General features: G+C 46.8%; 14 protein-coding genes and 2 tRNA genes. 1 reads left to right on the top strand and 15 read right to left on the bottom strand.

The window, feature by feature from the left end; translation table 11 throughout:
- Positions 1-65 precede the first annotated feature (65 nt).
- The 15 genes from LZG75_RS08010 to LZG75_RS07935 form a co-directional block, all read right to left on the bottom strand.
- A complete protein-coding gene (locus tag LZG75_RS08010; RefSeq protein ID WP_233923508.1) occupies positions 66-482 on the bottom strand; it encodes a PaaI family thioesterase in 417 nt (138 codons plus the stop codon).
- A gap of 34 nt (positions 483-516) precedes the next feature.
- A tRNA-Pro gene (locus tag LZG75_RS08005) sits at positions 517-593 on the bottom strand.
- Between the two features lie 32 nt (positions 594-625).
- The gene (locus LZG75_RS08000) at positions 626-937 is read right to left on the bottom strand and encodes a MerR family transcriptional regulator (RefSeq protein ID WP_370634803.1); all 312 of its coding nucleotides are present in this window, start codon (positions 935-937) and stop codon (positions 626-628) included.
- A gap of 43 nt (positions 938-980) precedes the next feature.
- On the bottom strand, positions 981-1,304 hold the full coding sequence (locus LZG75_RS07995; protein ID WP_233923509.1) for an integration host factor subunit alpha: 324 nt from the start codon (positions 1,302-1,304) through the stop codon (positions 981-983).
- A gap of 63 nt (positions 1,305-1,367) precedes the next feature.
- The gene (gene pheT, locus LZG75_RS07990) at positions 1,368-3,896 is read right to left on the bottom strand and encodes a phenylalanine--tRNA ligase subunit beta (protein ID WP_233937146.1); all 2,529 of its coding nucleotides are present in this window, start codon (positions 3,894-3,896) and stop codon (positions 1,368-1,370) included.
- Positions 3,897-3,902: 6 nt separating this feature from the next.
- Complete coding sequence (pheS, locus tag LZG75_RS07985) at positions 3,903-4,949, bottom strand: phenylalanine--tRNA ligase subunit alpha (protein ID WP_233937145.1); 1,047 nt, start codon at positions 4,947-4,949, stop codon at positions 3,903-3,905.
- 26 nt (positions 4,950-4,975) lie between these two features.
- Positions 4,976-5,338 carry a 50S ribosomal protein L20 gene (rplT, locus tag LZG75_RS07980; RefSeq protein ID WP_233923512.1) on the bottom strand — a complete coding sequence of 121 codons (363 nt, stop codon included), beginning with the start codon at positions 5,336-5,338 and terminating at the stop codon, positions 4,976-4,978.
- 24 nt (positions 5,339-5,362) lie between these two features.
- Positions 5,363-5,560 carry a 50S ribosomal protein L35 gene (rpmI, locus tag LZG75_RS07975; RefSeq protein WP_233923513.1) on the bottom strand — a complete coding sequence of 66 codons (198 nt, stop codon included), beginning with the start codon at positions 5,558-5,560 and terminating at the stop codon, positions 5,363-5,365.
- Positions 5,561-5,694: 134 nt separating this feature from the next.
- The gene (gene infC, locus LZG75_RS07970) at positions 5,695-6,216 is read right to left on the bottom strand and encodes a translation initiation factor IF-3 (protein WP_233923731.1); all 522 of its coding nucleotides are present in this window, start codon (positions 6,214-6,216) and stop codon (positions 5,695-5,697) included.
- A gap of 51 nt (positions 6,217-6,267) precedes the next feature.
- Positions 6,268-8,205, bottom strand: a complete 1,938-nt coding sequence (gene thrS / locus LZG75_RS07965) for a threonine--tRNA ligase (protein ID WP_233923514.1) — start codon at positions 8,203-8,205, stop codon at positions 6,268-6,270.
- A gap of 44 nt (positions 8,206-8,249) precedes the next feature.
- Positions 8,250-8,326, bottom strand: a tRNA-Val gene (locus LZG75_RS07960).
- Positions 8,327-8,344: 18 nt separating this feature from the next.
- Positions 8,345-10,336 (bottom strand): bifunctional (p)ppGpp synthetase/guanosine-3',5'-bis(diphosphate) 3'-pyrophosphohydrolase, encoded by a 1,992-nt coding sequence (locus LZG75_RS07955; RefSeq protein ID WP_233937143.1) that lies wholly within the window; start codon positions 10,334-10,336, stop codon positions 8,345-8,347.
- A gap of 37 nt (positions 10,337-10,373) precedes the next feature.
- A complete protein-coding gene (locus LZG75_RS12330; protein ID WP_370634802.1) occupies positions 10,374-12,269 on the bottom strand; it encodes an alpha/beta fold hydrolase in 1,896 nt (631 codons plus the stop codon).
- Between the two features lie 31 nt (positions 12,270-12,300).
- Entirely contained in the window at positions 12,301-12,954 is a 654-nt protein-coding gene (locus LZG75_RS07940; RefSeq protein ID WP_233923516.1) for a CoA transferase subunit B, read from the bottom strand.
- A 65-nt stretch (positions 12,955-13,019) separates the two neighbouring features.
- On the bottom strand, positions 13,020-13,724 hold the full coding sequence (locus LZG75_RS07935) for a CoA transferase subunit A (RefSeq protein WP_233937134.1): 705 nt from the start codon (positions 13,722-13,724) through the stop codon (positions 13,020-13,022).
- Between the two features lie 129 nt (positions 13,725-13,853).
- Here LZG75_RS07935 and LZG75_RS07930 point away from each other — a divergent pair, with 129 nt between their 5' ends.
- Positions 13,854-15,524, top strand: a complete 1,671-nt coding sequence (locus LZG75_RS07930) for an electron transfer flavoprotein-ubiquinone oxidoreductase (protein WP_233937131.1) — start codon at positions 13,854-13,856, stop codon at positions 15,522-15,524.
- Positions 15,525-15,533: the final 9 nt, after the last annotated feature.

Raw genomic sequence — 15,533 nt, 5'->3', positions numbered from 1 at the left:
AATTGAATAAAATCAAGCATTTAAGATATTAAATTAAAGCTAATAGTTACTTATTTATCGCTAGCTTAGCGGCGGAGCATAAAACTACCCAATGCCTTGGCAGTAATTTCTCCGGCCTCATTCAAAACTTCAGCCTCACAATAATTGACTGTTTTGCCAATTTTGAGCAATTTACCTTCAACAATCAAAATACCGGTGGAAGGCCGCAAAAAGCTCACTGTCATATCAATCGTAATCATGCCTAAGGCCTGTTCATGCATGCTACGGGCTGCAGCAGCCATGGCAAAGTCGAGCAAAGTCATGGTAAGTCCACCATGGGCTACTTGAAAGCTATTGTGTAGTTCCGGGCGTAAATCTACCCGAATTCGTGACTTACCAGCCTCTGCAAATTCAGGAATTACCCCAATAAAATCAAGAAAGGGAATCGTCAGGCCAAAATAATCCCGTGGTGATGTTGGCGTATTGGTTGAACTAGTTGGCATAGAAAGTCTTGAATAAGAAACTGAAGTATAAAAATGGTCGGGGCGAGAGGATTTGAACCTCCGACCACTTGCACCCCATGCAAGTACGCTACCAGGCTGCGCTACGCCCCGACGAAACTAAAATTGTATCAGCAGCTACGGAGCTATAACGATAAGATCTGTACTACAGCCTCTAATTCTGCGCGCAGTTTTAAGCTGCCACGCGCTTCATCTAAGCGATTGCGGGCCCCACCAATCGTAAAGCCTTCTTCGTACAGTAAAGAACGAATTTTGCGAATTAAGACCACCTCGTGATGCTGGTAATAACGCCGATTACCGCGCCTCTTTTGCGGGCGAAGCTGCACAAACTCTTGCTCCCAATAGCGCAAGACATGGGATTTAACGCCACATAAACTCGCTACCTCACCAATAGTGAAATAACGTTTAGCAGGAATGGGAGGTAATAAAGAGATCAAGAGAGACTGAAGATAAAAAACAAAACCTGCTTAAAATTCAAACCTAAGCCACCATACCAGTTTGCGCTTCTACTGCTTCTTTTAGTTTTTGGCTCGCATGAAAAGTAACCACGCGACGTGCATCAATTGGAATCTGCTGGCCGGTTTTAGGGTTGCGACCTGGGCGCGCAGATTTGTTGCGCAATTGAAAATTGCCAAAACCCGAAATTTTTACTTCAACGCCTGCCTCAAGGGATTCGGCAATCCGATCAAAAAAAGCATCGATCATATCTTTAGCTTCGCGTTTATTTAGACCAACTTGATCAAACAAAGCCTCAGAAAGCTCATTTTTAGTTACAGTTGGGTGCGCATGAGATGTCTGGTTCATTCAAATTACCTTTTTAATCTTGAATTATTATTCAATTTTTAGTTACTAATGACTAATATATACCTACCGCAAGCGGGCTCCACACTTTTTTTCTAACTGCGCCAGTAATGTGGCTATAACGGCATCAACTTGTTCATCTTGCAAAGTTTCAGCTGGATTTAAAAGAGTAATCCGAAATGCTAAACTTTTTTCATCGGCTGCTAAGCCGCTATTAGATGCACTCCCAGTACTATCAGCTTTTGAGCGAAACTCATCAAAGAGTGTAATTTTTTGAACAAATGCGGGCGGCTTTGCTAGCATAGCATCTAAGGCTAATTGCGCTGGAAAATTTTGTTTAACCACGATGGCTAAATCGCGTTGTACTGCAGGTAATTTACTGAGCTCATTAGGGCTCGGTAAATCGATCAAGCTAATCGCATCCCATTCAAACTCGAAGACAATAGGCGCTAGCGGTAAAGCCAGTTTTTGCTGAAGAGCGGGATGTAACTCGCCAATCCAGCCAATTGTGCGTGCACCAGTTGGCAAAGACAATTGAATTGCCGCACAGCGGCCAGGATGTAATGCAGCATGCGGCGCAGCACTGGTGGTAATGTGCAAGGGCATAAGGATGGTTTCCAGATCGCCTTTAATATCAAAAAAATCGACTATTTTATTTGCTACTCCCCACTGCTCTGGCCAAGCAAAGCCATAGGCAAGACCCGCAATCTGTAGTGGTTGCCAAATTCCTGCAACTGCCGCAGCAACGGCATCGTCACTATTGGGTAAACGAAGCGTATCCAGACTGTTCACGCGTGTAAAAGTCCGTCCTACTTCAAATAAACGCATCCGACTAGCGCCACGATTAAGGTTGCTTCGCAAGTTGGCTAGTAAGCCGCCCAACAAGGTACTACGCATAACCGCATATTGCGCTGCAATTGGGTTAAGCACATTGATTGGCGGGCACGAAACCGGGGCACCATTAGCAAGTTGCTGTTCAAACTCAGGCTCAGTAAAACCAAAATTGACGACTTCTTGATAACCCTGCTGGGCAAAACGATGCCGTAAAAGATGAATGCTCTGCAATTTTTCTGGTGTCGCTCGCATCGCCAATAATCCCCGCGGCGGTAAATCGGGAATATGTTCAAAACCATAAAGACGGGCTACCTCTTCAATCAGGTCTTCCTCAATCTCTAAATCAAAACGATAGCTTGGTGGCATCACTTGAAAAATCGTCTCGGCAGCGCTTCCTGTAGAAGTAAATTCAAAACCCAAGCGCGTAAACACGTCACTTACTACTTCTACAGTTAATGGAATCCCAATAATTTGCATGGCGCGCTTTAAGCGCATAGAGACCGGCTTACGTTCTGGTAAAGCAACGATTTGATCGTCAATCGGACCGGCTCGACCACCACAAACTTCAATGATTAAGGCAGATAAATACGCCAAACAATCTACCGTGGCTTGAGGATCAACACCACGCTCAAACCGATGTCCAGCATCGGTCGTAAAGTTCAAGCGCCGTGACCTACCCTGAATCGCCGCGGGCCACCAAAAAGCAGCTTCCACATAAATGTTGGTGGTCTTATCCGTCACTGCAGAGTGATTTCCGCCCATCAGTCCAGCTAAACTCACTAAGCCCTTTTCATCTGCTACCACGCCTACGCCACTAGTAATTTGTGCAGTCGGTTCAATCTCATCAGAGATGGGTACGAGGGTCTGACCGTTTAATAATTCAATACTTTCTCCAGGTTTAGCCCAGCGCACACTTAAGTCACCCACTAAACGGTCTAAATCGAAAACATGGCTTGGCTGACCCATCTCTAACATCACATAGTTAGAGATATCAACTAAAGGAGAAATACTGCGCTGACCTGCACTCTTTAAGCGCTGCACAAGCCATGCTGGTGTAGGTGCAGAAGCGTTAACGCCACGAATAATTCGGCCCGCAAAACGCCCACATAAATCACTCGCTACGATATTAACCTTTAACTGGTCTGGAATAGATACGGCTGGCGCTTGCACTGGCGAGAGTTGCAAAGGCGTTTTCGTAATCGCCGCAACTTCGCGGGCCATCCCAATTAATGATAAGCAATCTGCCTTATTAGGCGTTAGCTTCACCACAAATATTTGCTCATCTAAATGCAGATACTGACGAATATCTTCGCCAATTGGTGCGTCAGCAGGTAACTCATAGATGCCAGCGTGATCGTCGCCCAGACCTAATTCACGACCCGAACACAACATACCTTGGCTTTCAACGCCACGTAATTTACCCACTTTAATTAGTAAAGGTTTACCGCCGACTTCAGCAGCAGGCAAACTAGCTCCTACTAAGGCGCAAGGAATCTTAATGCCGGCTCGCGCATTGGGTGCTCCACAAACTATAGTTAGATCTTCTCCAGTTCCCGCATTGACTTTACAAACCCGCAAACGATCAGCATCAGGATGTTGCTCGGTTGATAGAATTTCAGCTACCACAACTTGGGTAAATGGCGGCGCCACTGCATACCGCTCTTCTACCTCAAGTCCTGCCATTGTCATGGCATGCGCTAAATCAGCGCTATCCAACGGTGGATTAACGTATTGACGAAGCCAAGATTCAGAAAATTGCATATGCTCTTAAGCCGGAAATTGCGCCAGAAAGCGCAGGTCGTTTTCAAAAAATAAGCGTAAGTCATCAATTCCGTAACGCAACATAGTTAAACGCTCTAAACCAGAACCAAAAGCGAAGCCGGTATACCTTTCAGCATCAATGCCCATATTACGTAATACCTTAGGGTGCACTTGACCCGCACCCGAAATCTCCAACCAACGGCCAGCTAACTTACCGCTGCTAAAGGCCATATCGATTTCCGCCGAGGGTTCAGTAAATGGAAAATAGGAGGGACGAAAACGGACTTGTAACGCATCGGTTTCAAAAAATGTGCGTAAAAAATTGGTATATACACCCTTTAAATCAGCGAAAGATACCTGTTCACCAATCCACAGACCCTCAACCTGATGAAACATGGGTGAATGCGTCGCATCGCTATCAACCCGATACGTTCTACCAGGGGCAATAACTTTAATCGGCGGCATCACTGCAGCGTTAGCATACTTTTTAACGTGCTCGCTTGCATAGCGTACCTGCATCGGGCTGGTATGAGTACGCAACAATAAGGGCTTACCTTGGGTATCATTGCAATCAACGTAAAACGTATCTTGCATCGAACGCGCTGGATGATTTTCAGGGCTATTGAGCGCCGAAAAATTAAACCAGTCGGTTTCAATTTCAGGGCCTTGTGCCACATCAAAGCCAATCGAATGAAAGATGGTCTCAACGCGTTCCCAGGTCCGCATGACAGGGTGCAAACTCCCAACCTCTTGACCACGCCCCGGCAATGAGACATCGATTGCTTCAGCAGCTAAACGTGAATAGAGAACGCCCTCTGCTAAGGCTTGGCGTCGCTCTTGGAGCGCATCTTCAACTGCGGTTTTAGCGAGATTAATTTCAGCGCCAGCACTCTTGCGCTCATCAGGCGAAAGCTTACCAAGCGCTTTGAGGCGCTCAGTAAGCATACCCGTTTTGCCAAGATACTGCGCCTTAGCATCCTCTAAGGCTGCCGAATCGGCAGCCTTAGCGAAATCGCGTTTGGCATCCTCGACAAGTTGGTCGAGCGAAACCATATCAGTTCAGCTTAATGAATAGTAAATTAAGCTACGGCTACTGTGGATTTAATCCGCGTAACCAAAGCAGCGAACGCTTCTTTATCCATAATGGCCATATCAGAAAGCACCTTGCGATCAAGTTCGATTTGGGCTTTTTTCATGCCATTCATAAATACGCTATAACTCATATCGTGCTCGCGTACAGCAGCATTAATACGGGCAATCCACAAGGCACGGAAAACCCGTTTTTTGTTACGACGATCGCGGTAAGCATATTGACCCGCGCGCATAACTGCTTCTTTGGCAACACGAAAGACGTTATTACGCCGACCGCGATAGCCTGAAGCAGCATCAGTAATTTTTTTATGACGGGCTCTGGCGGTAACCCCACGTTTGACTCTTGACATTACATTCTCCTATCTAGTCTGGGTTTATGCGTAGGGCAGCATCGAGCGAATTGACTTCACATCTGCTTTAGCTACTTCGGTTGAGCCACGTAATTGACGCTTATTTTTAGTGGTTTTTTTGGTGAGGATATGGCGTTTAAAGGCCTGACCCCGTTTAATCGATCCGCTAGCGCGCACCGTGAAGCGCTTTTTCGCGCTACTCTTGGTTTTCATCTTGGGCATGACTACTCCCTTTCATTCTCTCGTGATCTAAGGTGGCAACCGACGGCTACACTTCCTGTACCTTGACTCACACAACTAACTACGACAAGCTCGGCAGCTATTGCTGCTCTTCTCATACACCTAGCGGCGCATGGTTATTTCTTTTTTGCTGGGGATAAAACCATCACCATTTGACGGCCTTCCATTTTAGGAAATTGTTCAACTTGACCAAAAGGCTCAAGATCCAACTTCAAACGATCCAGCATTCTTGCTCCGATTTCTTGGTGGGCCATTTCCCGACCACGAAACCGCAGCGTAATTTTCGTTTTATCGCCATCCTCTAGGAAGCGAATTAAATTGCGCAACTTCACACCATAATCACCATCATCAGTACCCGGGCGAAATTTTACTTCCTTCACCTGAATCACCTTTTGCTTCAGCTTCGCTTCATGCTGACGCTTCGCTTCTTGGTATTTAAATTTACCGAAGTCCATTAAACGGGCTACCGGAGGCAACGCAGTGGGAGCAATTTCAACCAAATCGGTTTCTTGCTCCTCAGCCATCCTTAAGGCATCTAACAACTTAACTACACCAACGGCTTCTCCGTCGGACCCAATCAAACGCACTTCAGGAGCAGTTATTTCCCCATTAATGCGCTGCAATTTATCAGTAGCGATCTTCTAATTCCTTATAAAAAACAATAAAAACCGTCAACACCACCCAAAGCCCTAGCTCACTAGCTCGGGACCGACTTTCTGGACAATATCCTGCTGGAGTCGGGCAACGAAGGCATCTAGAGGCATTACGCCTAAATCGACTCCGCCACGGGCACGAACGGCCACTGTATTACTTTCAAGCTCTTTATCGCCAACAACTAGCAAATAAGGCACTTTCTGTAATGCATGCTCGCGTATTTTATAGGTAATTTTCTCATTTCGCAAATCAGCCTCAGCCCTAAACCCTTGTTTTTTCAGGATTTGCTGAATTTGTTGCGCATATGCAGCAGAATTTTCAGAAATATTGAGGACTACCGCTTGGGTGGGGGCTAGCCAACTGGGCATAGCGCCAGCGTGATTTTCGAGCAAAATCCCAATAAAACGTTCAAGGGAGCCCACAATCGCGCGGTGCAACATGACTGGTACCTGGCGACTATTATCTTCAGCCACATATTCAGCGCCAAGGCGTGCAGGCATTGAAAAATCAACCTGCATGGTGCCGCACTGCCAAGATCGCCCAATAGAGTCTTTCAAATGGTATTCAATTTTGGGGCCATAAAACGCCCCCTCACCGGGCAACTCTTCCCAAGTTTGACCGGTAGCACCAAGCGATTCGCTTAAAGCACCCCGTAAGGCATTTTCTGCTTTATCCCAAATCGCGTCAGTCCCCACCCGCTTCGCCGGGCGTAATGCTAATTTCACCACCACTTCAGTAAAGCCAAAATCAGCGTAGACCGCGCGCACTGCTTTATCGAAAGTAGCTACCTCGCTTTGCACTTGGTCTTCGGTACAAAAAATATGACCGTCATCTTGCGTAAAACCGCGCACCCGCATTAGGCCGTGCAGTGCGCCGGAAGGTTCATTGCGATGACATTGCCCAAATTCACCCAAACGTAACGGTAACTCTCGATAACTATGCAAGCCAGAATTAAAAATTTGCACATGACCGGGGCAATTCATTGGCTTCAAGGCATAGGCTCGATTTTCAGAATCGGTCGTAAACATATTATCTTTATAGTTTTCCCAATGACCCGATTTTTCCCATAAAGAACGATCTAAAATTTGCGGTGCTTTTACTTCTTGGTAGTTTTCTTGTTGATACACCCGGCGCATGTATTGCTCAACCTCTTGCCAAATCGCCCAACCTTTGGGATGCCAAAATACTAAGCCAGGGGCTTCATCTTGAAAATGAAATAAGTCGAGTTGCTTAGCGAGACGGCGATGATCGCGCTTTTCAGCCTCTTCCAGCATATGCAAATAGGCATCTTGATCCTCTTTCTTTAACCAAGCAGTGCCATAAATTCGTTGCAGCATTTCATTTTTACTATCGCCCCGCCAATAAGCTCCAGCAACCTTCATTAACTTAAAGACTTTTAATTTGCCGGTTGAGGGCACATGGGGACCGCGACATAAATCGGTAAAGCCGCCTTCACTATAAAGTGAGACGTCTTGATCGGCAGGAATGCTGCCAATAATTTCAGCTTTGTAAAGTTCGCCTTGCGCTTTAAATAATGCAATGGCTTGATCGCGCGGTAGCACTTGGCGTACAACTGGTTCATTTTTCTTGGCCAATTCCAGCATGCGGTTTTCTAAGGCTGTTAAGTCCTCCGGCGTAAATGGGCGCTGAAAAGAAAAATCATAATAAAAGCCGTTTTCAATCACCGGGCCAATCGTTACTTGCGCCGCAGGAAACAGCTCTTTAACTGCGTAAGCCAATAAATGTGCCGTCGAGTGCCGCACAATGTCTAAAGCCTCTGGGCTTTTATCCGTCACAATTGCCAATTGCACGTCATGCTCAAGCGTAAAACTCAAGTCGACTAAACGACCATCCACTATGCCAGCTAAGGCGGCTTTAGCCAGGCCACTGCCAATACTTTGTGCGACTTCAGCAACGGTTACGGGCGCAGGAAACTCGCGCTTCGAACCATCAGGTAAGCTTACTGCCAGCATTCATACTCCCATTCGCCATTCCGGGTCAATTCGGGTCAATTCGTTGGTAGGCTCGATTGGACTCGAACCAACGACCCCCACCATGTCAAGGTGGTGCTCTAACCAGCTGAGCTACGAGCCTATATCAGTCAGGAGTTTATCACCGCCGCTGTACTTCTAGTACTCCAGCCGCATCTTCAAGGCTGTTTTGCACTAAACGCAGCGCTGCAGTGTTGCTAATTTCCAGCGTAAAGACGATTTGAACCTGCCCGCGTTTAGCTGATTTACGTAAATCAATCACATGCACCCCTTGGCGGGTAATAATTTCAAATAGCTCGCGTAACAGTTCAGGTCGATCCAAGGCAAGCACCGTCAGGTCAGTTGGATAAAGACGATCTTGTTTGTCTGATTTAAGGGGCTTACTATTTTTATTCGGGCTACCGGGCTGATAGGGCTGTGGAAGCGCAGCTGCTACCGACGCATTCCAAGCAGTTTGAATCACCCGTTCAGGAGCTCGCTCTAGAAGCTTCAAAAAGGTTTTGCATGAGCGACGATGAATCGAGACCCCGCGCCCTAACGTTACAAAACCAACAATGGCATCGGGTGGCACAGGTCGACAGCAACGCGCCAATTGAGTTAATAAAGAATCCATGCCCACCACCAAGACATCACTATGACTAGCCCCCTGACGAGCACCAGGATGCAAAACAATCGACTCGAGTGGTTTGACAGTTTTTGTTTCTACAGGTGCTTTATTTGCTGGGACTAAAGATTCGTCATCGAGCGCATTAAACCAAGCCCGTACTTTCGAGCGCGCGCGGTGCGATTGCAAGTAAGAACGATCTGGGCTAATCCAGTCGCGCGAGGGACCACCCTGTTTAACGGCAATGATATCTACCGTTTGCCCGTTAGCTAAAGGCGTATCTAAGGGCACCATCGCACCATCAACATGGGCCCCGCGGCAGCGATGGCCAAGATCGGTATGGACAGCATAAGCAAAATCAATTGGCGTAGAACCTTTTTCTAGGGCAATGACTTTACCAAGCGGGGTTAGCACATAAATATGCCCATCAAGTTCATGGTGTTTTAAATGCTCCCACGCATCTTCCTTCCATGCAATTAATTGTCGAGCCCAAGCAATTTGTTGCTCATAAGCGCTTGCTGCGCTCTGTGTACCCTGCTGCTGACCTTCTTTGTAACGCCAATGCGCAGCTAAGCCAAATTCAGCTTGTTGATGCATCGCCTGAGTACGAATTTGAATTTCAAATGCAACCCCCGCATCATTCATTACCACGGTATGCAAAGATTGGTAACCATTTAATTTTGGCCGTGCAATATAGTCGTCAAACTCTCGTGGAATCGGCTGCCAGAGTTGATGCACTAAACCCAGCACGCTGTAACATTCCTGAATATCATGCACCACCACCCGAAATGCCCGTACGTCATACAAATTAGCAAAATCTAATGACTTACCTTGCATTTTTTTCCAAATACTATAAATGTGTTTCGGGCGCCCTTGCACCTCGCAAGTCATTTTTGCACCAGCAAGTTCTGCCTGTAATTGCGCAATAACTTCTTTAATTAGACTTTCCCGCTCCGTTCTTTTGGCATCGAGCATCTTGGCAATGTTGCGATAATCTGCCGGTGAAACTAGGCGAAAAGCCAAATCTTCCATTTCCCATTTCATTTGCCAAATACCTAAACGATTAGCCAAACTAGCATCAATTTCTAGAATCGTTTGCGCCCAGGCGCTTGGCATCACAATACCCATTTGGGTAATCCACCGTAAACTTTGCAGACGTGAAGCAAGGTAAATTAGTACGACGCGTAAGTCACTACCAAAAGCCAAAAGCATTTTGCGTAGCATTTCTTCTTGTCCAACAACACTCGCTACACCGTCTTTACCAATGAGTTTTGCTTGCGCTTGACGTAGCCCCCGAAAGCCAACTAATAACTGGGCGGCTTCTGTGCCAAGTAGCTTGACTAAGGCCTCTTTATTTTGCTCATGGTGTATGTGGCTAGCTGCAATAAGGCTACTCGCATCCAAACCGAGGGCTTGCAAAATGGCGTGGACGCCACGGGCATGGGTCGCGGGTCCTTCGCCGTACCAAGAATCGAGCATAAGATCATGAGTCAGTTTTGCGGTAGGCATCACTAAATGACCAAGGGATATTTAGAGACTGGTTGAGCTAATTAAAAAAATCTCTGGCCAGGGTAATTTGCGCAGGCTTAATAAATGCAGGGGCATGCCCAACTAAAGGAATCTCAAGACTACGAGCATGCTTGTTACGACGACACATTTCCGCCACAGTTGCAGCCGAGAGTAAGTCTGATTCGGCACCGCGCACAATTAAAATCGGCACCTGAATCTGTTCAAAGCTATGCCATAGTGCCATTTCCCCAGCCGCAGCGGTAAGCGCATTGACGGCCGCAAATGGCACGGCAATTGCAGGGTCGTAATGGACTTCCCATGCACCCTTATGCTCAACTAAATGGGGGCCGTTATAGTCATCCCATTCTGCGGCAGTATGTTCGCCAAAAGTCGTGCACAGTAAATTTAACTGCGCTAAAGCATCGGCTCGATTGATAAAACGCAAGGGCTTGCCAACATAAGAACCCAAACGTTTTAACGCTGCAGGTTCAATGCGAGGCCCAACATCATTAAGCAATAATTTGCGAATCGGCGAATCGGCCATGCCAGCGTACACCATGCCAATCATCCCGCCCATCGAGGTACCAAACCAATCGACCTGCGAGACCCCTAAATGCGCCACCAAAGTGACCATGTCGCTAACATATTGCGGAATACCATAAAGCATGGAATTGCTTAACCAGTCAGACTCACCCCGCCCCACTACATCAGGGCATACCACATAGTATTTGGTGCTCATTGCCAAGGCTAATTGCTTAAAGTCGCTGCCCCTACGGGTGAGGCCGTGTACGCAAATTAAGACCTGAGGATTGCGGGGATTGCCCCAAGCGTGATAAGCCATACGGTGCAAACCACCCGAGTGAGCACATTCCACATAAAAGGTGTTGCCGCGGTGTATGTCAAGAGCCGCTGGTGCAACTGCAGGTTGCCGATCCTGCAGAGCAAGTTGAGCTTTACTTGTCACATCAGGCTCATGCATTGCTTCGGGCTGCAAAGTCACATGATCAATGCCATGTTTATTTAACAACATCGTATTAATTCGCGCCATAACCGCGGGCCAATCAGCAAGCTGCTCAACTTCAATATGACCAATCAGCGCTGGAAAACTGGGAGCCATTTCCCAAACATGTAAATCATGCACAGATAACACGCCGGGAATCGCCCGCAGATCGCGACCCACTTCTAAATAGTCAATGTGTAGCGGCACACCTTCCATTAAGAAGTGATATGACTCGCGCAAAATTGCATAAGTCGATTTTAAAATTAATAATGAGACCAGAATCGACAACCAAGAGTCGGCCTGCATCCATCCGGTCAGTTGAATAATGACGCCGGATAACAATGCGGCTACTGAGCCAAGTAAATCGCCCATGACGTGCACTAAAGCGGCGCGCGTATTGACACTTTTCCGATCGTGCGATAAAACCCAAGCCACAACAATATTCATGGCTAAGCCAATTGCCGCAACAATTGATACCACAATGCCATCTACCTGATGCGGAGTAAATAGACGGGAGATGGCCTCAAACACAATCCATACCACCAAAGCTAGCATCGCCAAACCATTGATAAATGCAGCTAAAGCCTCAGCTCGTCCATACCCAAATGAATGGCGCGGTGACGGTGGGCGACGGGAAATAATTTGCGCCAGCAACGCTAGCCCAAGGGCGGCGGCATCGGTCACCATATGACCCGCGTCTGAAAGTAATGCTAATGAACCCGCCCAATAGGCAGCAATAGCTTCGACCAAGGAAAAGCCCAAAGTCAACACCAAGGCAATCGCTAATAAATGCTGATTATTAATTTCCTTGGAATGGGTATGCTTAGCGTCGCCTTTTTTATGGGCATGTAAGGCACTAGAGGCGACTAACTCTTCCTCTGTATGCGCATGCGCATGAGCAATTGGGCGATCTTGATGCTCATGCGTATTCATTAAATACTATTATTTCATCCATTCATGATGCTTAAGTGACAGCGCTTAAATCAATCTTAGCACCGGTCTTTGCCACTACCTCTTCTTTAGTTACTCCGGGAGCTAATTCAACTAGCCTCAACCCGTTGGGCGTAATATCTAAAACACATAAATCGGTAATGATGCGATCAATTACCCCCACTCCTGTCAAAGGCAAAGTGCATTGGGGCAAAATTTTCAGCTCTTCTGAACCATCTTTTTTCTTCGCAACGTGCTCCATCAGCACCACCACATCTTTTACACCAGCCACTAAATCCATTGCTCCGCCCATACCCTTGACCATTTTCCCAGGAATCATCCAGTTGGCCAAATCGCCAAACTCACTGACCTGCATCGCACCCAAAATAGCAATATTAATTTTGCCACCGCGAATCATGCCAAATGAATCAGCCGATGAAAAAATTGCGGTACCAGGTATTGTTGTCACAGTCTGCTTGCCAGCATTAATTAAATCAGCATCCACTTTGGCCTCTGTTGGAAAAGGGCCAATGCCAAGCATGCCGTTTTCCGATTGCAGCCAAACTTCCATACCCTCTGGTACATGGTTGGCCACTAAGGTGGGTAGGCCAATTCCTAAATTAACGTAATAACCATCGCGTAATTCTTTAGCGGCACGAGCCGCCATCTCTTCTCTACTCCACGGCATTTCAATCTTCCTTATTAATCAGTTTATTGCATCGTTAATTGGGTTGGTATATATATAGCAAATACTTACGCAGTAGCTGGCGAAAGGGTGCGCTGTTCAATACGCTTTTCGGGATTAGCATTCAGGACAATGCGGTGGACATAAATTCCTGGCGTATGAATTTCATCAGGATCAAGCATGCCATTTTCTACAATCTCCTCAACCTCGGCAATCGTAATCATCCCGGCCATAGCCACCACCGGATTAAAATTACGCGCGGTATATCGATAGACTAAATTACCAGCGCGATCGGCCTTCCATGCTTTAACCAACGAAATATCGGCAACCAAAGAACGCTCCAGCACATATTTACGACCATCAAACTCACGAATTTCTTTGCCATCAGCCACAATAGTCCCAACTCCTGTTTTGGTAAAAAACGCCGGGATGCCGCAACCACCAGCGCGTAATTTTTCAGCCAATGTTCCTTGTGGAGTAAATTCCAACTCCAATTCACCTGCTAAATATTGACGTTCGAATTCTTTGTTTTCACCAACGTAAGATGCAATCATTTTTTTTACTTGGCGTGAAACTAATAAAATACCTAAACCAAAATCATCGACGCCCGCATTATTTGAAATCGCAGTTAAATTTTGAAAACCGAGACGCTTGACGGCCAGAATTAAGGCCTCTGGTATGCCACATAGGCCAAAACCTCCAACTGCAATCGTTTGACCATCCCGCATCACATCGCTAAGCGCCTCTTGCGCCGAAGAAAAAACCTTGTTCATCGCTTCTAATTCCTTATTTTGGAAAATAAATGCTAATCATAACTGGTTTGCCACAAAGCGAAGCGCAGCAAAGCCCCAAAAAGAATTAAACTGTAGCTTGATGAAACCGCCTTACTCCCTATTTGCCGTATGACTTCTGCCGAATTACTTGAGCACTATGGTCCGCGTGAGTCGATGGCCTATGACCTGGTCATCGTTGGTGGCGGTCCTGCAGGGCTAGCAGCCGCTATACGGGCCAAGCAAGTAGCCGCAAGTAAACAACAAGAAATCAGTGTCTGCGTACTTGAAAAGGGCTCAGAAATAGGCGCCCATATTCTCTCTGGTGCAGTAATCGACCCAATCGCCTTAAATGAACTCCTTCCTAATTGGCAGACCTTAGGGGCACCCATCGAGACAGCGGTAACGGCTGATCGCTTTCTCTTTTTGACTGCACAACAATCCTATGCAGTGCCTAATTGGCTGCTGCCTAATTGCTTTAAAAATCATGGTAATTTCATTGTCAGTTTGGCCAACCTCACCCGCTGGATGGGCCAAGAGGCTGAAGCTTTAGGGGTTGATATTTTTCCCGGCTTTCCTGCCACTGAAATTATGTATACACCAGCTGGCGCAGTCGGCGGCGTTATTACTGGTGCTGTTGGTATGAATAAGGCCGGTTTACCGAGCGAGCAATTTCAACTCGGCATGGAATTGCATGGTAAGTACACTTTGTTCGCCGAAGGTTCACGCGGTCACCTAGGTAAACAATTAATCAATCGTTATGCCCTCGACGCCCAAAGTGATCCGCAAAGTTATGGTCTGGGCATTAAAGAGTTGTGGGAAGTAAAGCCCGAACAGCATCATGCTGGACTGGTAGTACATACCGCTGGTTGGCCACTGCATAATGACACCTATGGTGGTTCATTTCAATATCACTATGGAGATAATTTAGTCGCCGTGGGTATCGTCGTCGGTCTGTCCTATCGCAACCCCTACCTCAGCCCCTTCGAAGAGTTTCAACGGTATAAAACTCATCCACATATACGGCCTACTTTTATTGGTGGCAAGCGCATTGCTTATGGCGCTCGCGCTATTACGGCAGGCGGTCTTAATAGTCTCCCGCAAACCATTTTCCCTGGTGGTGCACTTATTGGTTGCGATGCCGGTTACCTGAATGCTGCACGCATTAAAGGTAGTCATGCAGCAATAAAAACCGGCATGTTAGCAGCCGATGCTGCGGTAGCTGCCATTGCCGAAAATCGGGCTGGCGATTTACTTAAGGCTTACCCCGCTACATTTAAAACGAGTTGGCTCTATCAAGAATTAAAACAGACGCGTAACTTTAAACCCTGGATGTCAAAAGGACTGTATTTAGGCACTGTGATGGTTGGCTTAGAGCAAAAAATCATGGGTGGGCATGTGCCTTGGACGATCCACAATCGATATGCTGACCATGAGTGTCTCGATCCGGCAGCACAGCATCACCCTATTAAATATCCCAAGCCTGATGGTAGCTTAACCTTTGATCGCCTATCGTCGGTATTTGTTTCCAACGCAAATCATACTGAAAATCAACCAAGCCATTTAACCTTGCTTGATCAGACTATTCCAGTGGCGCTTAATTACAAAACCTATGCTGGACCAGAACAATACTATTGCCCAGCTGGCGTTTATGAATATCTCGAAAGAGACGGCCAAGTGCAGCTACAAATAAATGCACAAAATTGTGTGCATTGCAAAACCTGTGACATCAAAGACCCAAGCCAAAATATTATCTGGCTAACGCCTGAAGGCGGTGGTGGTCCGAATTATGGCGCAATGTAACGCGTCTAG

The sequence above is a fragment of the Polynucleobacter sp. IMCC30063 genome (assembly GCF_021395235.1).
Taxonomy (GTDB): domain Bacteria; phylum Pseudomonadota; class Gammaproteobacteria; order Burkholderiales; family Burkholderiaceae; genus Polynucleobacter.
Note: the sequence above shows the minus strand (reverse complement) of the source record. Positions and strands in the feature narration are given on the sequence as shown.